This window comes from Streptacidiphilus pinicola (assembly GCF_003258295.1).
GTDB classification, from domain to species: domain Bacteria; phylum Actinomycetota; class Actinomycetes; order Streptomycetales; family Streptomycetaceae; genus Streptacidiphilus; species Streptacidiphilus pinicola.
In genome coordinates this window covers 20,415-41,405 of record NZ_QKYN01000042.1, presented here as the reverse complement: position 1 = coordinate 41,405, position 20,991 = coordinate 20,415, and the positions used below count along the sequence as shown (strand labels likewise).

Sequence of the window (20,991 nt, the reverse complement as noted above, 5' to 3'; positions counted from 1 at the left end):
TGGCCTCACGGGGCCGGCGGTGAGAAGCCACGACGAATGCAGTCCCTTCGCACACGGAAACGCCCGCAGAGACGAAATGTGAACGCGAGTGCGGACGTTGTGCGTGAGGATAGTGAGGAGACCAGGCGATTGTCTCCCCCGGATGTGGATCCGGTCCTCTCTCTTAACAAACGCTCAAGATCCCGCTGCTCAGCGTGGTCGGACGAGCACGCGGACAGCACCGACGGGTCAGGACCTGACGAGCCGTCGCAGCAGCATCGTGGACGGCACCGGGCGCGCTCCGGCGGCGCGCACGCCGTCCGCGACCTCACGGTCGGTGGAGACCACCACCACCGGCCGGCCCTCCGGCTCGGCGCGCACCAGACGGCGGATCAGCTCGTCGGCGGTCTCACCGGTGCGGCTGAACAGCACCCGCACGCCGCGCGGCGGCGGCGCCATCGGGATCGGCCCGTCCAGGTCCTGCCCGTCGAAGACGCAGGTGATCTCCGCGCCGGTCTGCGCGGCCAGCAGGCCGAGCCCGCGGGTCAGCTGCTGGCGCTGACGGTCGAGCGGCATGCCCGCCCAGCCGGTCTTGGTCACGTTGTAGCCGTCCACCACCAGATGCACCTGCGGCAGTTCCAGCAACTGGTCCAGCAGCGCCGGGTCGTCGCCCTCCAGCGCGCGCCGCGCCACGTCGTGCGGGGAGGCCGCGACCGGGGAGACGGCGTCGACCGAGTCCGCGGGCCGGCCGCTCAGCGGCGCCAGGCCCAGCTCGCGCTGCAGGCCCTGGGCGCCCTGCACCACGGTGTCCAGCAGCAGCCGCAGCCGGATCTCCTCCGCCGAACGCCCCTCACGGGCGGCCCGCTTCGAGCTCTCCAGGGCGGCCTCCAGCTCGGTGACCCGGTGCTTGAGCCGGCGCACCTCGCTCTCCTGCGCCCCACGCTCGGTCGCGCCGGTGGCGCGCAGCGCCTCCAGCTCGCCGGCGGCCTTGCGGGCCGCCGCCTCGGCGCGCTTGGTGTCGGCGGTGAGCGAGCGCAGCTGCCGGCGCAGGCTGTCGCCCTCCTTCTTCAGGGCGTCGAGCTCGGCCTTGGCCCGCTCGGCGTCGGTGCGCGCGACGGCGCGCAGCGTCGCCAGCTCGTCCTGCAGCTTCTCGGCCAGCCGGGCCGACTCGGCCGCGGCGCCCTCGTGCTCGGCGCGCTCGACCTCCTCGCCGGCCTCGTCGACGATCCTGGTCCAGCCGGGCGTGCGCAGCAGGTACGCGGCGGCCGCCACGTCCTGCGGGTCGGCGGCGGCCGGGACCGTCCCGCCCTCCAGCGCGGCCACCAGATCGGGCTGGCCCTGCCGGACCCGTTCCGCTATCCGCGCCCGGAAGGCCGGTTCGGTCTCCAGTGCGGCGGCGATGGCGGTGGCCCCGCGCTTGACCCGGGCCTCGCGGGTGAACTTGACGTAGGGGCGCAGCCGGGTCGGCAGCTCGGACGCGGTGAAGGCGCCGAGCGCGTCGGCGGCGATGCCGACGACTCGCTTCCGCACGCCCTCGGGCAGCGGTCGATCCAGCGTCAGGGCGTCCTCGGTGTCCTCAGCGCCCTCGGCGCCGTCGCCGGGCGCCGACGCCTGGTCTCGCTGCTCCACGTCTTCCGCTCCGATCCGCTGCACCGTCCGGTGTCATTGTCCCCGCTGACGCCCCCCGCTGTTCATTTCGCCACGTACCCCCGCCGTCAACCGGGCGAGGTCAACCGCGCTTGGCCTGCTCCGCGGCCTCGGCGGCTGCGCCCGGGCGGTCCACCAGCTCGATCTGGTCCACGGCGTTGCACCAGCGGCAGCGCACCGACTCGACGGTCTCGCTCAGCACCTCGCGCTCCTCGACGGTGGGCTCACCGGCCAGGTCGAGGTGGACGAACTCGACGACACGGGAGGAGCGCGTCACCTCGAAGCGGGTCAGGTTGCCGCAGAGCGTGCAGCGCCACCTGGTCCCCTCGGTCGGCAGGGGAACGGCCATGGCGAGATCCTCTCGTCGTCGTCTCTACCCGGGAAACCCTATGGCCTCCCGCCGCGGCTCGGGCACGGTCCCCCACTCGCCCCTGTGTACGAGTGTCAGATTCGTCCGGAGAAGGAATGCTTTGCCCATGGCGACCCTCGCGGCCCCGGAGCCCACGACACGCGCCCCCCGTCCCGTTCCGTACCTGCCGCTGGTGACGTACTCGCTCATCGCGCTGTGCGTGGTCGTCTTCGTGATCGGCCCGGTCTCCGGCCTGGACCCCTTCTACGGCGGGGGCGCGGGCCGCGCCTGCGCGCAGACCCTCTACTACCGCCAGTGGGGCGTCATCCCCGCCGAGCTGCTCACCAACGCGCCCCTGCCGGCGAAACTGGCCCACCTGCACCACTGCGCGGTGGGCGCCGGCGGCCTGCCGAAGATCCCGGCCCTGTCGGTGCTGACCGCCATGTTCGTGCACGGGGGCTGGCTGCACCTGGTCGGCAACATGGTCTTCCTCTTCGTCTTCGGCGCCATGGTCGAGCAGCGGATCGGCCCGCTGGCGTTCCTCCTCTTCTATGTGGCCCTCGGCTACCTGGCCACCTACGGCTACGCCCTCTTCGAGTCCGGCTCGCCCGGCGCCACCCAGACCCTGGTCGGCGCCTCCGGTGCGATCGCCGGCGTCCTGGGTGCGTACCTGTGCCTGTATCCCCGAGCCCGGGTCACCAGCCTGATCCCGTTGCTCCTCTTCCTCCCGCTGCGCTTCCCGGCCTGGCTCGTCCTCGGCTTCTGGTTCGCCGTCCAGTGGCTCTCCGTCCCCGCCACCGACCCCACCGTGCCCGGCGTCGCCTACGCCGCCCACCTCATCGGCTTCACCGGCGGCTTCCTCTTCGCCTGCCTCCTGTGGCGCCGCCCGCGGGCGGCGTCGAAGCGGAACGCGGGCCACTGTTAGGCTCCCGGGCGTCAAGCAACGGGGAGCACAGACAGATGACTGACCAACAGTTCGAGATCGACGTCCCGGCCGTGCTGAACCTGGCCCAGGACTACCACGCCGAAGCACAGGGGCTGACGACCGACGCCATGGCCTTCGGCTCCGACGCGGCGCGGATCGGCCAGGCCTTCGGGGTGCTCGGCATCTGCGACGGCGCGGCAGAGCAGTACGCCGGCCTGCTCACCAGCGCGCTCAAGGCGCTCGGCATCGCCGCGGAGACGCTGGACGCCGAGGCGGAGCAGCTCGGACGGACCACGCAGATCTACATGGAGAACGAGGAGCAGACCCGGCAGCGGTTCGGCCGGGTGCACCAGAGCTTCTGACGTACGGGGGACAGCACAGTGGTGAACATCAACGGCTGGATCGACGGCACCGTCCTGAAGATCCTCCAGGCGGTCGGCGTCGAACTGCCCGGCGGCGACGGGGACGTGCTCCGCTCCGTCGCCCAGGGCTGGGACGACATGGGCCAGAACCTGAGCAACCGGGTCCGTGAGCTGGACCAGCAGGCGGCCCTGACGCCCGCGGAGTGGAGCGGTCCGGCGCGGCAGGCCTTCGACGAGCACTGGAAGCAGCAGGCACAGACGCTGAACGACTTCGCGTCCAACCTGCACAAGATCGCGGACGGCCTGCGCACCTACGCGAACATGATCGACGAGATCAACCTCGCCATCGTCGACATCTGCGTACAGATCGCCGAGATGGAGGCCGCGGGCTTCCTCGTGGGTCTGCTCACGGCCGGAATCGGCGACCTGCTCGCCAATGCCGCGGTCGCGGAACGCGTCGCCAAGATCGTCGAGCTGGTGGAACGCTTCTCCGCGGCCGCGGAGAAGGTGGGCGAGCTGCTGAAGGAGTTCTTCGAGCTCTCGGAGGAGACGGCCGCGACCATCGCGAAGGTGCTCGGCTCGATCGGCAAGTCCTTCGTCACCAACTTCGCGGCGGACACCGGCAGCGCGATGGCCAACCAGATCCTCTCCGGAACCAAGGTGACCGGCGTGCAGGACATGGAGGACGGGGCGACCGAGGCCCTCGGGTCGGCCGCGTTCGCCGGCCTCACCGGCGGGATCGCCGGGTCGGGCAAGGTGTCCGAGGACGTGGGCAAGTTCCTGACCGGCGAGGGCGGCAAGGTGAGCAATCTGACCGCCGGCGCCCTCGGCAACATCTCCGGCACCCTGACCGACGACCTGACGCTCCACCAGGACAAGAACGGGACCACCGTCGGCGAGGACATCCTCACCGCGGGCGCGACCGGGGCCCTCGGCAACCACCGCACCGAGGAGGGCACCGGCCGGGACGGCGTGGTCCGCGGCACCATCGACAACACGGGCGTCTACAACGCCGGCTCCGGCGTCGAGTCGGATCTGCAGAACCTGCAGAAGGAACAGCAGCAGCTCGCCTCCCAGGAGTCCGGTCAGTGAACCCGAACCCCGCCTCCCTCTGGACCCTCGCGGGCGGCGTCTACAACCCCCACCCCGGCGGCACCTTCAGCGCCTCCGGTCTGGGCATGGTGCTGGTCTTCTTCGGCGCGCTCACCCTGATCGGTGGCGTGGTCGTCACGGTCGGCACCGTGAGGTCCGCGGAGCGGCCGGCCAAGTTCACCGCCGCCGCCTTCTTCCTCTCCCTCGGCACCGTCCTCGTCGGGGTCGGGTGGTGGCTCGCCTAGCATGGTCCGCGCAGACCCTCGCCGACAGGAGCCTCCGTGATCACCGCCATCGTGCTCGTCAAGACCAGCGTCGACCGGATTCCCGAGATCGCGGAGCAGATCGCCGCGTTGGAGAGCGTCACCGAGGTCTACTCCGTCACCGGCGGGTGGGACCTGATCGCGATCGTGCGCGTGCGCGCCCACGAGGAGCTGGCCGATGTGATCCCCGGTCAGGTCAACAAGGTGCCCGGGGTGGAGCACACGGAGACCCATGTGGCCTTCCGCACCTACTCCACCCACGACCTCGACGCCGCGTTCGCCATCGGGCTGGACGACTAGGGCCTGTCCTACCGACGGGTGTCCGGGACGCAGCGGCCGCCCTCGGTCCGGTAGGACCAGGCCGCGCCGTTGCCGACCAGCTCGCGCACGGCCGCGAGGAAGCGGTCCACGTGCTCCTCGGGCGTGCCCGCGCCGAAGCTGACGCGGATCGCGTTGAGGCTGCGCTCGCCCGGCAGCGAGGGCTCGGGCGCGCCGCACTCGCTCGGCGCGGCCTCCTCGCCGCCCAGCAGGGTACGCACCAGCGGGTGCGCGCAGAACAGGCCGTCGCGCACGCCGATGCCGTACTCCGCGGAGAGCGCCGCGGCGAAGTGCGAGCTGTTCCAGCCCTGGACCACGAAGGAGAGCACGCCCACGCGCGGGTGGTCCTCGCCGAACAGGGTCAGTACCCGCACCTCGGGGATCTCGGCCAGCCCCGCCCGCAGCCACTCGATCAGCTGCTGCTCGCGCGCGTGCAGCGTGTCCAGCCCGGCCTCCGTCAGCGCGCGGCAGGCGGAGGCGATGGCGTAGGCGCCGATGACGTTCGGCGAGCCGGCCTCGTGCCGGGCCGGGCCCCGGTGCCACTCGACGGCCACCGAGCCGTCCGCCTCCCGCGCGACGGTACGGCTCGCGCCACCGCCGGCGAGGTACGGCTCGGCCGCGTCCAGCCAATCGGCGCGCCCGGCGAGCACGCCCGCGCCGAAGGGCGCGTACAGCTTGTGGCCCGAGAAGGCCACCCAGTCCACGTCCAACTCCCGCACCGAGACCCGGTGGTGGGGCGCGAGCTGGGCCGCGTCCAGGACGATGCGGGCGCCGCGGGCGTGGGCGACGGCGGCGAGCTCGGCGACCGGCCAGATCTCGCCCGTCACGTTGGAGGCCCCGGTGACGCAGACCAGCTTCGGCCCGCTGCCGGCCGCCTCCAGTGCGGCGTCGAGCGCCGCGACGGCCTCGCGCGGGGAGCGCGGCGCGCGCAGGTAGGCGACCTCCAGGCCGCGGCCGGGCCAGGGCAGCAGCGAGGCGTGGTGCTCGGTCTCGAAGGCGAAGACCCGGGTGCCGCTCGGCAGCGCGCCGGCCAGCAGGTTCAGTGAGTCGGTGGTCGCCCGGGTGAACACCACCTGGTCGTCCTCGCGCAGGTCGAGGAAGTCGGCGACCGCGGCGCGGCTCTGCTCGAACAGGTCGGTGGAGAGCTGCGAGAGGTACCCGGCGCCGCGGTGCACGCTGCCGTAGTAGGGGGCGTAGGCGGCGACGTCGTCCCAGACGCGCTGCAGGGCGGGCGCGCTGGCGGCGTAGTCGAGGGCGGCGTAGCCGACCTTCTCACCGGAGACGAGGGGGACCTCGACGTCCCGGCCGAGCACGGCGAGCGGCGGACAAACAGTGACATTACGGGCGACGACAGACATGGCGGTACCTCCGGAAGCTGCACATGGGTATGGCGAATCAGCCCCGCCCGGAGGGGGGCATGGATGTACTACGGAGACGTGGAGGCCGGAACGGCCTCTACCGCATTCGCTTCTGCACGGGAGAACTCCTCGGAAGACACGCGCTTGCCCGGCGGCACCTCGCCGCAGGCCTGGTCGTCACCCGGAGGCACCCCACCACGGTCGGAGGGTTGCCGGACAGCGAGCCGGGGCTTCAGCGGCGTACGCCGCGTGCTGTCACTCGTGACCTGTCGAGAAGTATGCCAGAGGGTCACTGTGCGGACGAGAACCATTCCGGCATGTGAGAAGCCGTCGAGGGGCGCGGCGATCCGCGCCCCTCCCCGGCTACGCCTGCGTCGTCGCCTTCGCCCACTCGGCGAGCTTGCGCTCCGCCGCGCCCGAGTCGATCGCCGCGGCGGTACGGGCCATCGCCGCGCGCATCTGCTCCACGAACGGCGCGGTCGCGCCCACCTGCTCCAGCGCCACCAGCGCGGAGGCGCTGTTCAGCACCACCGCGTCGCGGACCGGACCGCGCTCGCCGGCGAGCACCCGGCGTGCCACCTCGGCGTTGTAGGCGGGGTCGGCGCCGCGCAGCGCCTCGATCGGCGCGAGGTCGATGCCGACCTCGCGCGGGTCGAAGGTGAACTCCTCGACGTCGCCGCCGCGCACCCGCCAGACGGTCGAGGTGGCGGAGACGGTGAGCTCGTCCAGGCCGTCGTCGCCGCGGAAGACCAGCGCCGAGTTGCCGCGCTTGGCCAGCACCCCCGCGATCAGGCCCGCCATCCGCGCGTCGAAGCAGCCGACCGCGTTCGCGCCGACCCGGGCCGGGTTGGTGAGCGGGCCGAGCAGGTTGAAGAAGGTGGGGATGCGCAGGTCCCCGCGCGCCGGCGCGGCGTGCCGCATGGAGGGGTGGAAGACCGGGGCGGGGCAGTAGGTGATGCCCGTCTCCGCGGCGACCTGCGCGACCCGACGCGGCGTAAGAGCCAGGTTGACGCCCAGCTTCTCCAGCACGTCGGTGGCGCCGCTGGCGCTGGACGCGGCGCGGTTGCCGTGCTTGGCGACCCGCGCGCCCGCGCCCGCCGCGACGATCGCGGACATGGTGGAGATGTTGACGGTCTTGGCCCGGTCACCGCCGGTGCCGACGATGTCGACCGCGGGGCCGGGCACCTCGATCACCGTGGCGTGCGCGTACATCGCCTCGACCAGGCCGGAGATCTCCTCGACCGTCTCGCCCTTGGCGCGCATCGCGACCATGAAGCCGGCCACCTGGGCCGGGCTCGCCTCGCCGGAGAAGATCTGGTCCATCGCCCAGGCCGTGTCGGCCGCGGTCAGGTTCTCCCCGGAGAGCAGCGGCATCAGGACGTCCGGCCAGGTGCGCACCCGCGCGGGGTCGTCGCCGCCGAACGCAGGAGTGGAGTGCACCATGACTGTCGCCTCTCGAAGGCCGGGGTCGATCAAGACGGCCCCAGCCTATCGAGACGCGCCCCTCAAAAGACCACTGATCTCAGGCGGCAAGATTTCAGGCGGCAAGATTTCAGGCGGCCAGGCCCGCGCGACCACGCAGCAGCGCGGTGGCCGCACCGACCAGGGCGACCGGGTCGAGCGGGGCGGGGACCGCGGCGTCCGCCTGGCTCCAGGTGGCGAGCCAGGCGTCCTGCGGGCGGCCGATCAGCACCAGCACCGGCGGGCACTGGTAGACCTCCTCCTTCAGCTGACGGCTCAGGCCCATGCCGCCCAGCGGCACCGCCTCGCCGTCCAGCACCAGCAGGTCCACGTGCCGGGCGCCCTTCTGGAACTCGTCCATCGCCCGGACCACGGCCGGGGCCGTCGCGCACTCGAGGTAGGAGAACTCCGGCAGCTCCGTGTCGGGCCGCTTGCCGAGGGCGAGGAGGACCTGCTCCCGGGTGTTGCGGTCGTCGCTGTAGACAAGGATGTTCAGTGCCATCGCTCGTAACTCTCCCCGCTGGGATGGTGACCGGAACCACTGCGCGGTGCTCGGTTCGGATGCTACTCGCGTCCCGCGCGCCACAACACCGGGTGAACGACGATCTCTGATAGGAAGGTCCGGACAGCGGCAGACGCCCACTCTTTTGAGGGACGCCGCGCTGCGTCGAGCGACACCCCGTCGCCCGGGGGTCCGACATGCCCGCGATGACCAGCCCTGAAGAGGCGTCGGAGGGTACGTCACCCCCCAGACACGCGGAGGAAGACCCCCCGGCGTTAGTGCGGAATAAGGGACCGACATAATGTCGGTCGTGGCGACAGCAACTGCAGTAGAAACCGGGCACGCGCACGGTTCGGTCAACCGACCGAACCTCACCAGTGTCGGAACCATCGTCTGGCTGAGTTCCGAGCTGATGTTCTTCGCGGCCCTCTTCGCGATGTACTTCACGCTCCGTTCGGTGACGGGTGTCAGCTTCTGGCACTCCCAGAACGAGGCGCTGAACGTTCCCTTCTCCTCCGTGAACACCACGATCCTGGTGCTCTCCTCGTTCACCTGCCAGATGGGTGTCTTCGCCGCCGAGCGCGGCGACGTGAAGAAGCTCCGGGCCTGGTTCATCGTGACCTTCATCATGGGCGCGATGTTCATCGGCGGTCAGATCTACGAGTACACCGAGCTCGTGAAGAAGGACGGCCTGTCGCTGTCCTCCTCCCCCTACGGCTCGGTGTTCTACCTCACCACCGGCTTCCACGGGATGCACGTGACGGGTGGTCTGATCGCGTTCCTGCTCGTCCTCGGCCGCACCTACGCGGCCAAGCGGTTCACGCACGAGCAGGCGACCGCGGCGATCGTCGTGTCCTACTACTGGCACTTCGTCGACGTGGTCTGGATCGGCCTCTTCGCGACCATCTATCTGATCAAGTAGCAGGGTCGGACCGTCAGGGACGGTCCTATCGGACTCCAGACGCTCCAGATCCTCACACCGGGGTTTATTCCGTGAAAAAGCTCTCCGCACGACGGCGCCACCCGCTGGCAGCGCTCGTCGTCCTCATCTTCGCCCTGGTGGTCACCGGGGGGCTGTACGCGGCGCTCGCGCCGACGAGCAGCGCCTCGGCCGACGCCAGCCAGTCCCTCCAGGTCGAGGAGGGCAAGCGGCTGTACCAGGTCGGCTGTGCCAGCTGCCACGGTCTGAACGGCGAGGGCACCTCGATCGGTCCGTCCCTGGTGGGCGTCGGCTCCGCCGCCGTCGACTTCCAGGTCGGCACCGGCCGTATGCCGGCCCAGCAGCCGGGCGCGCAGATCCCGAAGAAGAAGGTCATCTACAGCCAGGGCCAGATCGACCAGATGGCTGCCTTCGTCGCCTCCCTCGGCGCCGGCCCGGTCGTGCCGACCGAGAGCCAGTACACCGGCGGCGACGTCTCCAAGGGTGGCGAGCTGTTCCGCACCAACTGCGCGCAGTGCCACAACTTCGCCGGCGCCGGTGGCGCACTGAGCGAGGGCAAGTTCGCGCCGAGCCTGGCGGGTACCAGCGCCAAGCACATGTACGAGGCCATGCTCACCGGCCCGCAGAACATGCCGTCCTTCCCCAACTCCACCCTGTCGGAGCAGAACAAGAAGGACATCATCGCCTACGTCACCCACACGACGGACAGCAACACCAACCCGAGCTACGGCGGGATGACCCTGGGCGCGATCGGCCCGGTCTCCGAGGGTCTCTTCGGGTGGATCTTCGCGCTGGGCGCCCTGATCGGCGCGGCCATCTGGATCGCCGCCCGCACCCCCAAGGCCAAGAAGTCATGACGAGCCAGGACAACATGTCTGAAGAACACCTGCCGGAGGCCGCGCACGGTCACGGCGGCGGACCCGTCGTCACCAAGGACGGACACTTCGCCGACCCGGGCCTGCCGGCCCACGAGCCGCGCCGTACCGACATCGACGAGAAGGCCGCCCGCCGTGCGGAGCGCCAGGTCGCGATGTGGTTCCTGCTGTCGATGCTGGCGACCGTCGCCTTCATCGCCAGCTATGTCATCTTCAAGCCGGGGCCGACGCACCACGTCTACGTCTGGCCCATCGGCAACGTCGCCCCGCTGAACTTCGCCCTCGGCACCACCCTGGGCGTCTCGCTGTTCGCGATCGGCGCCGGTGCGGTCCACTGGGCCCGCACGCTGATGTCGGACGAGGAGCACATCGCCGAGCGTCACCCGATCGAGGCGACCCCGGCCGTCCGCGAGCAGGTCTTCGCCGACTTCCGCCAGGGCGCCAAGGAGTCGGGCTTCGGCCGTCGCAAGCTGATCCGCAACACGATGATCGGCGCCATGGCGATGGTCCCGCTCTCCGCGGTCGTGCTCTTCCGCGACCTCGGCCCGCTGCCGGAGCAGAAGCTGGACACGACCGGCTGGAAGGCCGGCATGCTCCTGAAGAACATCAACACCGGTGAGCCGATCAAGGCCTCCGACGTGCAGGTCGGCTCGCTGACGTTCGCGATGCCGCAGGACCTGTCCGAGGACGACGAGGACTTCCAGGTCCGCATCGCCAAGGACGCGCTGATGCTGGTCCGCCTGCAGCCGGGTGACATCAAGGACAAGAAGTCGGCGACCTGGGGCTACCAGGGCGTCCTCGCCTTCTCCAAGATCTGCACCCACGTCGGCTGCCCGATCAGCCTGTACGAGCAGCAGACGCACCACGTCCTCTGCCCGTGCCACCAGTCGACGTTCGACCTGTCCGACGGCGCCCGCGTCATCTTCGGTCCGGCCGGCCACGCCCTGCCGCAGCTGCAGATCGGTGTCGACAACACCGGCAACCTGCAGGCGCTCGGCGACTTCACTGTTCCCGTCGGCCCCGGCTTCTGGGAGCGCAGCGAATGAGCACTCACGAGTACGACAGCTCCCACGAGGAGCAGATCGGCCACAGCGAGGCCGGTGTCGAGCAGAAGCACCTGGGCGAGAAGTCGGCCGACTGGGTCGACGGCCGTCTGGGCATCTACAACCTGGCCAAGGCCAACCTCCGGAAGATCTTTCCGGACCACTGGTCCTTCATGCTGGGCGAGATCTGCCTCTACAGCTTCATCATCATCATCCTGACCGGCGTCTACCTGACGCTGTTCTTCCAGCCCAGCATGGGCGAGGTCGTCTACCACGGCTCGTACGTCCCGCTGCAGGGCATCAAGATGTCCGAGGCCTACAAGTCGGCCATCGACATCAGCTTCGACGTGCGCGGCGGTCTGCTGATCCGTCAGATCCACCACTGGGCGGCGATCGTCTTCGTCGCGGCCATGCTGGTGCACATGATGCGCGTCTTCTTCACCGGCGCGTTCCGCAAGCCGCGTGAGATCAACTGGCTGTTCGGCTTCCTGCTGCTCTTCCTGGGCATGTTCGACGGCTTCATGGGCTACTCCCTCCCGGACGACCTGCTGTCCGGTACGGGTATCCGCTTCATGGAGGGCGCGATCCTGTCGATGCCGCTGGTCGGCACCTACCTGCAGATGTTCCTGTACGGGGGTCAGTTCCCGGGCAACGACATCATCCCGCGCTTCTTCACGATCCACGTGCTGCTGATCCCGGGCATCATGCTGGGCCTGCTGGTGGCCCACCTGATCCTGGTCTTCTACCACAAGCACACGCAGTTCGCGGGCCCCGGCCGCACCGAGAAGAACGTCGTCGGCATGCCGCTGATGCCGGTCTACATGGCCAAGGCGGGTGGCTTCTTCTTCCTGGTCTTCGGTGTCATCGCCTTCGTCTCGGCGATCGCCTCGGTCAACCCGATCTGGGCGTACGGTCCGTACCGTCCCGACCAGGTGTCCACGGACGCCCAGCCGGACTGGTACATGGGCTTCTCCGAGGGCCTGATCCGCATCATGCCGGGCTGGGAGATCCGCGCCTGGGGTCACACCCTGGAGCTGGGTGTCTTCATCCCGCTGATGGTCTTCGGTCTGATGTTCATCGTCATCGCGATCTACCCCTTCCTGGAGGGCTGGATCACCGGTGACAAGCGTGAGCACCACATCCTGGACCGCCCGCGCAACGCCCCGGTCCGCACCGGCCTCGGCGTCGCGTGGATCACGGAGTACATCATCCTGCTGGTGGGTGGTGGCAACGACCTGTTCGCCACGCACCTGCACCTGTCGATCGACGCGATCACCTGGGCCTGCCGCATCCTGTTCTTCGTCGGCCCGGTCGCTGCCTTCATGATCACCAAGCGTTGGTGCATGGGTCTGCAGCGCAGGGACAAGGACAAGATCCTGCACGGTCGCGAGACCGGCACGATCAAGCGTCTGCCGCACGGTGAGTTCATCGAGGTCCACGCGCAGCTGCCGCAGGAGGAGCTGTTCCGCCTCACCGCCCACGAGCAGCAGGCCCCGACCGAGCTGCCGCCGGCGGTGGACGAGAACGGCGTCAAGCGCAAGGTCAGCCGCGCGGCCAAGCTCCGCGCCAAGCTCTCCGACGGCTACTTCGGCCCGCAGAGCCAGATCGCGAAGCCGACCGTCGAGGAGCACGCCGAGCTCACCTCGGGCCACGGCCACCACTGAGGTAGCCGCACTGCAGTAACGCCGCCGCCACAGCGGTAGAGGCCCCCTCCTTCGGGAGGGGGCCTCGTGCGTTGCCGGTGACGTGTCCGTGCGTCAGTCGCGGGTGCTGCCCGGCCCCCTGTGCCCCAGGCTCAGCAGCAGATGGACCAGCAGAGCCGAGCCGAGGCCCACCGCCCAGCCGTAGTCGGCGAGCGGCTTCAGCGCCGGGACGACGCCGCCCTCCGGGAAGGGCCCCTGCTTCACTCCGGCGACCACCGTCGAGTACGAGCCGCCCACCGCCAGCACGCCGCCGACGAGGAACGCGAGCACCGCCCGCAGGTTCCAGCCGCCGGTGTACCAGTAGCGCCCGCCGCGCCGGTACAGGTCGGCCAGGTGCAGCCGGGTGCCGCGCAGCAGCCAGTAGTCGGCGATCAGGATGCCGGCCACCGTCCCGAGCAGGCCGCCGACGACGCCCAGCCAGGTGAAGATGTAGACGTGCGGGTTGGCGATCAGCTTCCACGGCAGGACGGCGATCCCGACCACGCCCGTGATCAGCGCGCCGGTGCGGAAACTGACGTACCGCGGCAGCAGGTTGGACAGGTCATAGGCCGGGGAGACGACGTTGGCGGCGATGTTCACCGACAGGGTCGCCACCATGACGATCAGCAGCGCGAACAGCGCCCCGACCACGTTGCTCATCCTGGCCGTGAGCGCGATCGGGTCCCAGACCGGCGCCCCGTAGACGGCCTGCGAGCCGGAGGTCACCAGCACCGACAGCACGGCGAAGAGCGTCATCGTCGTGGGCAGGCCCAGCGTTTGACCCCACAGCTGCGCCTTCTGGCTGCCGCCGAACCGGGTGAAGTCGGGGATGTTGAGCGAGAGCGTCGACCAGAAGCCGATCATCCCCATCAGCGAGGGGAAGAAGACCTTCCAGAAGCCGCTCCCCCACCCCAGCCTGGACGGCTGGTCCAGCAACGGGCCGAGCCCGCCCGCCTTGTGCACCATGAAGCCGAGCAGCGCCAGGGCGCCGACGATCACCAGCGGCGCGGCCCAGTTCTCCACCCGGCGCAGTGTCTCCATCCCGCGGGTGATCACCAGGATCTCGATCAGCCAGAACGCCAGGAAGGACACCCACTGCGTCCACGGCGTGCCGTAGACCTGGCTCGCCGTCAGCCAGCGGTGGCCGGCACCGGGTCCGAGCACCTTGCCGGCGAGCAGGTAGATGCCCTCCCCGCCGATCCAGGTCTGGATCCCGAACCAGCAGCAGGCCACCGCGGCCCGGACCAGCGCCGGCAGGTTCGCCCCGCGCAGCCCGAAGGAGGCGCGGGCGAACACCGGGAAGGGGATGCCGTACTTGGTGCCCGCGTGCCCGGTCAGCAGCATCGGGACCAGCACGATCAGGTTGGCCAGCGCGATGGTCAGCACGGCCTGTCTCCAGTCCATCCCGAGCGCGACCAGCCCGGAGGCCAGCGTCCACGACGGGATGCAGTGGGCCATGCCGACCCAGAGCGCCAGGTAGTTGTACGTCCGCCAGGTGCGCCGTTCGACGGGGACGGGGGCCAGATCGCCGTTGGCGAACCGGGGGTCGTCGAGCACGACCCCCTCCGCCAGGGCGACCCGGCCGTCCGGATGGGTCTGCTGGAGGGACATCGCACGCCACCTCGCTTCGCGGAGAAGGCTGAAAGCGTTCAGTAGAGCAGAGCCCGATCTCCGCGCATAGACGGCGTCAGCCCCGTTCGTGCACGCTCTCCAGGCGGGCGCCGATCCGGCTCAGGAACTCCTCCCAGCGGGTGACGAACTCCGGGTCGTGCGGGGAGAGTCCGGTCGCCATCCGGGTCACCTGCGGCAGCAGCGTCGGGTAGCTGGCCAGGCCGAAGCACATCAGCCGGAACAGCGCCGGGTCCAGCTCCGGGTCGAGCCGTCCCTCGGCCTGGCGCCGCGCGATCTCGGCGACCTGCGCCTGGATGACGGGCGTGCGCTCCCCCTCGTGCGGGATCGGCCGGTCGCCGTAGGCGAGCGCCTCGCGCTGGAGGTAGGCGAGCCAGGCCGCGTCCGCCTCCTCCTGGTGGCGGTAGTGGAAGCTGAGGAACTCCCCCAGCGGATCCGGCGCGTGGTCCGCCCGGTCCAGGCGCTCGCCGCGCACCCGGGACAGCAGCTCGTTGAAGAGGCTCTCCCCCACCCGGCCGCCGGTGGCCAGGAACATCGACCAGGCGAAGCCACCCGCCCACCCCGGCAGCCGCTCGATCAGCGCGTTCGCCGGCTGTCCGGCCGCCTGCGGCATCCGGTAGACCAGGAAGGCCGCCACCAGCAGCAGCACCGCGCTCAACGGCATGAGCTCGCCGAACGCGGTGGCGTACGCGGTGCCGTGCGCCGCCGAGCCCACCAGGGTGAAGAACAGCAGCCCGAACAGCGCCACACCCAGCACGTTGCCCGTCTGCATCGAGGTGGTGACCACGCCGGAGGCGCCGCCCGCGTCCTTCGGCGGGACGCCGGAGAGGATCGTGCCGACCAGCGGGCTCATGCCGAGGCCCTGCCCCGCGCCGGTCAGCAGCATGGTCGGCGCCAGCGCCCACACCGAGAGCGAGGTGCCCGCGGCGGCCGCCGTCGCGGCCGTGCCCAGCAGGCCGATCGCGGCCAGCACGTAGCCGACGGCCAGCACGTGCCGGCCGAGCAGCGGCACCAGCCGCGGGGCCAGCAACGAGGTGCAGAAGAAGCCGATCGCGCTGGGCGTGTAGACCATCGCGGACTTCATCGGCGAGAAGTCCAGCCCCGTCTGCAGGAAGACGGCGAGGACGAACAGGAAGCCCGCGTAGGACACCTGGAACAGCACCGCGATCGGCACGCCGCTGGCGAAGCCGCGGTTGCGGAACAGGGCCAGCCGCACCAGGGGCTGCCCGCCGCGCGCCGCGACCGCCCGCTCCCAGCGCAGGAACGCCCAGCCGACCGGCAGCGCCGCGACGAGCATCAGCACGAGCCACAGCGGCCAGCCCTGGTCCCGACCGAGCAGCAGCGGCACCGAGAGCAGCAGCAGAAGCGCCGTCACCAGGGCCGCACCGCCGAGGTCCAGCCGGGTCCGCGTCTCCTCGCGGTCGTCCGGCAGCCAGATCAGCGCCGCGACCGCCGCGAGGATGCCCACCGGCACGTTGACCAGGAAGACCGGACGCCAGGTCCAGCCGAACAGGTCGAGCGCCAGCAGGGCACCACCGATCAGCTGCCCCGCGATGGCCGCGATGCCGATCACCGCACCGAAGACGCCGAGCGCCCGGCCCCGCGCCTCGCCCTGGTAGGTGGTCTGGATGATGGCCAGCACCTGCGGGTACAGCATCGCGCCGCCGACGCCCTGCAGGACCCGGGCGACGACCAGTACGGCGATGTCCGGCGCGGCCCCGCACAGCGCCGAGGCGGCCGTGAAGACCAGCAGCCCCAGCACGAACATCCGCTTGCGCCCGAGGATGTCCCCGAGCCGGCCGCCGGTCACCAGCAGCGAGGCGTAGGCGATCGTGTACGCGGACACCACCAGCTCCACCGCGCCGAACCCGGCGTTCAGGCCGGACCGGATCGACGGGATCGCCACATTGACGATGGCGACGTCCAGGATCGCCATGAACGTACCGACCAACACGATCGGCAGGACGAATCTGCTGCGCCCCACGGGCCCTCCCCCAAGATCAGCCAAAGTCCCCATTCTTACCGGGACTTGAGCGGGGGCGCAGCGGATTTCAGGCGCTGGGACGCAGGTACCCCACGCTCGCCAGGGACGCCGAGGCCGCACCGGAGGAAGCGGAGCCGCCACCGGTCACCGCGGCCGGGTCGGCGGGCGCGGTGGTGACCGTGCGGCCCAGCGCGCTGCCCTTCTGCCAGTCGGACCAGCCGAGGTTCCAGTCGCCGAAGCCGTTGCCGAAGGGCTCCATCTGGTGGCCCAGGCTGTTGATCACCTGGACCAGGTCGCCGCGGCGGAAGGCGGAGTAAAACCACTCCGCGTTGCCGGTGCTCATGCCGGTGCAGCCGTGGCTGACGTTGGCGACGCCCTGGGAGCCCTCCGACCACGGGGCCGCGTGCACGTACTCGCCGCTCCAGGTGACCCGGGTGTCCCAGTAGACGTCGAGGTGGTAGGCGTTGGGGCTGCCCGCGGCGATGCCGACGGTGGAGGAGTTCATGAAGACCTCCTGCTGCTGCTCCAGCACCACCTTGATGCCGTTGCGGGTGGAGAAGCCGGGCTTGCCGGTGGTGATCGGGATGGAGCGGATCTGCTGCCCGTTGCGGTAGACGGTCATGTAGTCGCTGCCCGCGTCGGTCAGCGCCAGCATCTTGTCGCCCGTCCGGAAGGCGGCGGAGGCGGGCGCGCCGCCGTAGAGGCCGTTCTGCACCTTGGCCCCGCCGAGGTCGAAGGAGGCCTGCACGACGGCGTGGGCGGGCCAGTAGTCCTTCGGCCGGAAGTGCAGCGTCGAGTCGTCGACCCAGTACCAGCCGCCGGTCACCGAGGGCGTCGAGCGGACCGTCAGCGCCCGCTCGACGATCTGCCGGGCGGCCGGGTCGTGGACCGGGTGGCTCAGCGCCACCGTGATCGGCTCACCGACGCCGTAGAGGGCCTTGTCGCCGGGTGTCATGGTCGCGGTGAGGGTCGCGGTCGCCGCGAGCGTGGTGAAGCTCTTCTGGACCGCGCCACGGCCGTTCCCGTCCCCGTCCGCCGCCGCGATCCTGACGGTGTAGTGGGTGCCGGCCGCGAGCGACCCGGTGGAGCGCCAGGAGCGGCCGTCCGGGGTCAGCGCCCCGGCCACCTGGCGGCCGTTGTCGGCGACGACGGTCACGTCGGTGAGCCTCCCGCCGCTCGTAGCGGTGACCACCACGGGCAGCGACGGGTCGACGTTCCCGCCGCCGGACGGGCTCACCTGGACCAGCCCGCCCGCGTCCACCTGCTGCTCGGGGCCGACGCCGCCGCCGCTGCATGCCGCCAGCGGACCGACGGCCAGGACCGCGCCCGCGACCAGAATCCTTGCCGACTTCATGTGCAGCCTCTCCGCCTGAGAAATCCGATGCCCCGTCACATCGTAGGAAATCTGTACATTTCGCACCTGCTCCGTCACCCACCCGAGTGAGCCGGGAAAGCCGAAGGGCCGAGCACTGCGCTTTTCAGCGCAGTGCTCGGCCCTCGGAGCGGTCCGACTCAGCTCACTGGGTCTGGTTCTCGCCGCGGTAGTACTCGAAGCTCCAGCCCCAGATGCCCATGAGGATCACCGGCATCGCGAACATCATCAGCCACCAGCCGAAGATGACGCCGAGGAAGGCCAGGGTGCCGCCGAGGCCCAGGGCCAGCGGCTGCCAGCTGTGCGGGCTGAAGAAGCCCTGCACACCCGCGTCGTCCGAGACCTCCGCCTGCGGGTTGTCACCCGCGCCCGTGTCCACGCGCTTGGCGGTGAACAGCAGGTAGAAGGCGATGAACGACCCCAGCCCGAAGGCCAGGAACAGGCAGGTGGTGCCCGTCGGATCCTTCGCCCACAGGCCGTACCAGATGGCCATGCCCAGGACGAAGACCGCGAAGCCGGCGAAGATCTTGCCTTGCTCCCTCATCGGTCACCCGCCTCCTTCTTCTCGAGTGCGGCCTGCAGGTGGGCCGGCACCTCGCCGTGGTTCTCCAGGTAGTCGCGCGCCGCGATCTCCGGGTGGTGCAGGTCGAACGCCGGGGATTCGGAGCGGATGCGCGGCAGGGTGAGGAAGTTGTGCCGCGGCGGCGGGCAGGAGGTCGCCCACTCGAGCGAGCGACCGTAGCCCCACGGGTCGTCGACGTCGACCTTCTTGCCGTACTTGGCGGTCTTCCAGACGTTGTACAGGAACGGCAGGATCGACGCGCCCAGGATGAAGGAGCCGATGGTCGAGATCAGGTTCAGCGTGGTGAACCCGTCGGTGGGCAGGTACGTCGCGTAACGACGCGGCATGCCCTCGGCGCCCAGCCAGTGCTGCACCAGGAAGGTGGTGTGGAAGCCGACGAACAGCATCCAGAAGCAGATCTTGCCGAGCTTCTCGTCCAGCATCTTGCCGGTCATCTTGGGCCACCAGAAGTGGAAGCCCGCGAACATCGCGAAGACGACGGTGCCGAAGACCACGTAGTGGAAGTGGGCGACGACGAAGTACGAGTCCGAGACGTGGAAGTCGATCGGCGGGGAGGCGAGCAGAACACCCGTCAGACCACCGAAGACGAAGGTGATCAGGAAGCCGATGGTCCACAGCATCGGGGTCTCGAAGCTCAGCGAGCCCCGCCACATGGTGCCGATCCAGTTGAAGAACTTGACGCCAGTCGGAACGGCGATCAGGAACGTCATGAAGGAGAAGAACGGCAGCAGCACCGCGCCGGTGACGTACATGTGGTGCGCCCACACCGTCACGGACAGACCGGCGATCGCGATGGTCGCCGCGATCAGCGAGGAGTAACCGAACATCGGCTTGCGCGAGAAGACCGGCACGACCTCGGAGATGATCCCGAAGAACGGCAGCGCGATGATGTAGACCTCGGGGTGACCGAAGAACCAGAACAGGTGCTGCCACAGGATGGCGCCACCGTTGGCCGGGTCGAAGACGTGCGCACCGAACTTGCGGTCGGCCTCGAGCGCCAGCAGCGCGGCGGCCAGGACCGGGAAGGCCAGCAGGACCAGCACCGCGGTCAGCAGGACGTTCCACACGAAGATCGGCATCCGGAACATGGTCATGCCCGGGGCACGCATGCACAGGATGGTGGTGATGAAGTTCACCGAGCCGAGGATGGTGCCGAAGCCGGAGAGCGCCAGACCCATGATCCACATGTCGCCGCCGACACCGGGGCTGTGGATCGCGTCGGAGAGCGGCGCGTAGGCGAACCAGCCGAAGTCGGCCGCACCCTGGGGGGTGAGGAAGCCGCCGACGGCAATCAGCGAGCCGAACAGGTACAGCCAGTAGGCGAACATGTTCAGCCGCGGGAACGCGACGTCAGGGGCGCCGATCTGGAGCGGCATGATCCAGTTCGTGAAGCCGGCGAAGAGCGGCGTCGCGAACATCAGCAGCATGATCGTGCCGTGCATCGTGAACGCCTGGTTGAACTGCTCGTTCGTCAGGACGCCCGCGTTGGGCTGCGCCAGCTGGGCACGCATGGTCAGCGCCAGGATGCCGCCGACGAGGAAGAAGGCGAACGACGTGACCAGGTACAGCGAACCGATGGTCTTGTGGTCGGTCGTCGTCATCCACTTGATGATCGACGTCCCGGTCTTCTCTCCCCTGGCCGGGCGCTCCGCAGTGGCGGTACCCCCGCTGAGCCCATGGGGTTCATTGAGGATGGTCATTTCTGGAGGTTCCCCGCTCCCGTGGTAACGATGCCGGACGGAACATTGCCCGACTGGCCCTTGGCGCGCAGATCGACCAGGTGCTGCTGGTACTCCGCCGGGGTGACCACCTTGACGTTGAACAGCATCTGCGAGTGGTCGACACCGCACAGCTCGGTGCACTTCCCGCGGAAGGTGCCGAGCACGGTCGGGGTGACCTGGAAGTGGTTCACCACACCCGGGATGACGTCCATCTTCATCAGGAAGTCGACCGGCCAGAAGCCGTGGATGACGTCGCGCGAGGTCAGGTCGAACTCGACGGACTCACCCTGCGGCAGCCACAGCGTCGGCGGCTGGCCGGGGGTACCGACGTCGTAGGCGCCGGGGCCGGTCGGGTCCGCCTTCGTCTGGTCTTGGTGGATGCTCATGGCGTACTCGTAGTTGAACGCCCAGCTCCACTGGAAGCCGACCACGTTGATGTGGTGCATCGGCTTGTCGATCTTGAGGAGCGAGTCCTCGTCTCGTGCCGTGTAGAAGAAGAAGACCGACACCATGATCAGCGGGACCACGGTGAACAGGGCTTCGAGCGGCATGTTGTAGCGGAACTGCGGCGGCACCTCGACCTTGGTGCGGCTACGCCGGTAGAACACGACAGCCCACAGGATCAGGCCCCACACGAGCACACCGACCGCCAGCGCGGCGATCCAGGAGGTCTGCCACAGGAAGAGGACCGTGTGGCCCTGCTGGTCCCGGGGGATGGGCAGGCCGAGGCGGGGCAGGTCGTCGGACGAGCAACCTGTGGCGGTGGCAAGGACGAGGCCCAGCGTCAGCGCTGAAAGCAGCTTCCGCCGCATCGAGCGCCGCGGCGAGCGGTCGGAGCCGTTGGGACTCACTTAGCGCCTTCCCGAAGTCTCTCCCGCTCACCAGCCGACCGAAGCCCCGGAGCGA

The 20,991-nt window shown here is 69.9% G+C and carries 20 protein-coding genes and 1 riboswitch; of the genes, 9 read left to right on the top strand and 11 right to left on the bottom strand.

Annotated elements, in window-relative coordinates; translation table 11 throughout:
* Positions 1 to 228: 228 nt before the first annotated feature.
* On the bottom strand, positions 229 to 1,608 hold the full coding sequence (locus DN069_RS12050) for an NYN domain-containing protein (protein ID WP_111500956.1): 1,380 nt from the start codon (positions 1,606 to 1,608) through the stop codon (positions 229 to 231).
* Between the two features lie 100 nt (positions 1,609 to 1,708).
* A complete protein-coding gene (locus DN069_RS12045; protein WP_111500921.1) occupies positions 1,709 to 1,975 on the bottom strand; it encodes a hypothetical protein in 267 nt (88 codons plus the stop codon).
* Positions 1,976 to 2,102: 127 nt separating this feature from the next.
* On the opposite strand from DN069_RS12045, the gene DN069_RS12040 reads away from it, so the two are divergent.
* From DN069_RS12040 to DN069_RS12020, 5 genes are read left to right on the top strand one after another with little or no spacing between them, the layout of a single operon-like run.
* A complete protein-coding gene (locus DN069_RS12040) occupies positions 2,103 to 2,900 on the top strand; it encodes a rhomboid family intramembrane serine protease (RefSeq protein WP_111500920.1) in 798 nt (265 codons plus the stop codon).
* Positions 2,901 to 2,935: 35 nt separating this feature from the next.
* Positions 2,936 to 3,262, top strand: coding sequence for a hypothetical protein (locus DN069_RS12035; protein WP_111500919.1), 327 nt, complete (start codon positions 2,936 to 2,938; stop codon positions 3,260 to 3,262).
* A gap of 18 nt (positions 3,263 to 3,280) precedes the next feature.
* Positions 3,281 to 4,354: a WXG100 family type VII secretion target gene (locus tag DN069_RS12030; RefSeq protein ID WP_243639124.1), complete on the top strand. Its 1,074-nt coding sequence runs from the start codon at positions 3,281 to 3,283 to the stop codon at positions 4,352 to 4,354.
* The gene (locus DN069_RS12025) at positions 4,351 to 4,599 is read left to right on the top strand and encodes a hypothetical protein (RefSeq protein WP_111500918.1); all 249 of its coding nucleotides are present in this window, start codon (positions 4,351 to 4,353) and stop codon (positions 4,597 to 4,599) included. Before DN069_RS12030 ends, DN069_RS12025 begins: the two co-directional genes overlap by 4 nt.
* Before the next feature lie 36 nt (positions 4,600 to 4,635).
* Positions 4,636 to 4,917 (top strand): Lrp/AsnC family transcriptional regulator, encoded by a 282-nt coding sequence (locus DN069_RS12020; protein WP_111500917.1) that lies wholly within the window; start codon positions 4,636 to 4,638, stop codon positions 4,915 to 4,917.
* 8 nt (positions 4,918 to 4,925) lie between these two features.
* On the opposite strand, the gene DN069_RS12015 is transcribed toward DN069_RS12020, so the two are convergent.
* The 3 genes from DN069_RS12015 to DN069_RS12005 form a co-directional block, all read right to left on the bottom strand.
* Positions 4,926 to 6,293: an aminotransferase class V-fold PLP-dependent enzyme gene (locus DN069_RS12015; RefSeq protein ID WP_111500916.1), complete on the bottom strand. Its 1,368-nt coding sequence runs from the start codon at positions 6,291 to 6,293 to the stop codon at positions 4,926 to 4,928.
* Between the two features lie 135 nt (positions 6,294 to 6,428).
* Positions 6,429 to 6,560: riboswitch (SAM riboswitch) on the bottom strand.
* 96 nt (positions 6,561 to 6,656) lie between these two features.
* Positions 6,657 to 7,736, bottom strand: a complete 1,080-nt coding sequence (trpD, locus tag DN069_RS12010; protein WP_111500915.1) for an anthranilate phosphoribosyltransferase — start codon at positions 7,734 to 7,736, stop codon at positions 6,657 to 6,659.
* A gap of 109 nt (positions 7,737 to 7,845) precedes the next feature.
* Positions 7,846 to 8,256: a response regulator transcription factor gene (locus DN069_RS12005; RefSeq protein WP_111500914.1), complete on the bottom strand. Its 411-nt coding sequence runs from the start codon at positions 8,254 to 8,256 to the stop codon at positions 7,846 to 7,848.
* Between the two features lie 301 nt (positions 8,257 to 8,557).
* On the opposite strand from DN069_RS12005, the gene ctaE reads away from it, so the two are divergent.
* From ctaE to qcrB, 4 genes are all read left to right on the top strand, one after another.
* Positions 8,558 to 9,178 (top strand): aa3-type cytochrome oxidase subunit III, encoded by a 621-nt coding sequence (ctaE, locus tag DN069_RS12000; RefSeq protein ID WP_111500913.1) that lies wholly within the window; start codon positions 8,558 to 8,560, stop codon positions 9,176 to 9,178.
* Positions 9,179 to 9,249: 71 nt separating this feature from the next.
* On the top strand, positions 9,250 to 10,053 hold the full coding sequence (gene qcrC / locus DN069_RS11995; RefSeq protein WP_111500912.1) for a cytochrome bc1 complex diheme cytochrome c subunit: 804 nt from the start codon (positions 9,250 to 9,252) through the stop codon (positions 10,051 to 10,053).
* On the top strand, positions 10,050 to 11,117 hold the full coding sequence (gene qcrA, locus DN069_RS11990) for a cytochrome bc1 complex Rieske iron-sulfur subunit (RefSeq protein ID WP_111500911.1): 1,068 nt from the start codon (positions 10,050 to 10,052) through the stop codon (positions 11,115 to 11,117). The genes qcrC and qcrA overlap by 4 nt, the downstream gene beginning before the upstream one ends.
* On the top strand, positions 11,114 to 12,778 hold the full coding sequence (qcrB, locus tag DN069_RS11985; RefSeq protein ID WP_111500910.1) for a cytochrome bc1 complex cytochrome b subunit: 1,665 nt from the start codon (positions 11,114 to 11,116) through the stop codon (positions 12,776 to 12,778). Before qcrA ends, qcrB begins: the two co-directional genes overlap by 4 nt.
* Before the next feature lie 93 nt (positions 12,779 to 12,871).
* Here the strand turns inward: qcrB and DN069_RS11980 are convergent, their stop codons facing one another.
* From DN069_RS11980 to ctaC, 6 genes are all read right to left on the bottom strand, one after another.
* A complete protein-coding gene (locus tag DN069_RS11980) occupies positions 12,872 to 14,407 on the bottom strand; it encodes an NCS1 family nucleobase:cation symporter-1 (RefSeq protein WP_111500909.1) in 1,536 nt (511 codons plus the stop codon).
* Positions 14,408 to 14,483: 76 nt separating this feature from the next.
* On the bottom strand, positions 14,484 to 16,409 hold the full coding sequence (locus DN069_RS11975) for an MFS transporter (protein WP_165845474.1): 1,926 nt from the start codon (positions 16,407 to 16,409) through the stop codon (positions 14,484 to 14,486).
* Between the two features lie 67 nt (positions 16,410 to 16,476).
* A complete protein-coding gene (locus DN069_RS11970) occupies positions 16,477 to 17,763 on the bottom strand; it encodes a L,D-transpeptidase (RefSeq protein ID WP_111500907.1) in 1,287 nt (428 codons plus the stop codon).
* Between the two features lie 163 nt (positions 17,764 to 17,926).
* Positions 17,927 to 18,325: a cytochrome c oxidase subunit 4 gene (locus DN069_RS11965; protein ID WP_111500906.1), complete on the bottom strand. Its 399-nt coding sequence runs from the start codon at positions 18,323 to 18,325 to the stop codon at positions 17,927 to 17,929.
* Positions 18,322 to 20,064, bottom strand: a complete 1,743-nt coding sequence (ctaD, locus tag DN069_RS11960; protein WP_111500905.1) for an aa3-type cytochrome oxidase subunit I — start codon at positions 20,062 to 20,064, stop codon at positions 18,322 to 18,324. The genes DN069_RS11965 and ctaD overlap by 4 nt, the downstream gene beginning before the upstream one ends.
* On the bottom strand, positions 20,061 to 20,936 hold the full coding sequence (gene ctaC, locus DN069_RS11955) for an aa3-type cytochrome oxidase subunit II (protein WP_111500904.1): 876 nt from the start codon (positions 20,934 to 20,936) through the stop codon (positions 20,061 to 20,063). Before ctaC ends, ctaD begins: the two co-directional genes overlap by 4 nt.
* Positions 20,937 to 20,991: the final 55 nt, after the last annotated feature.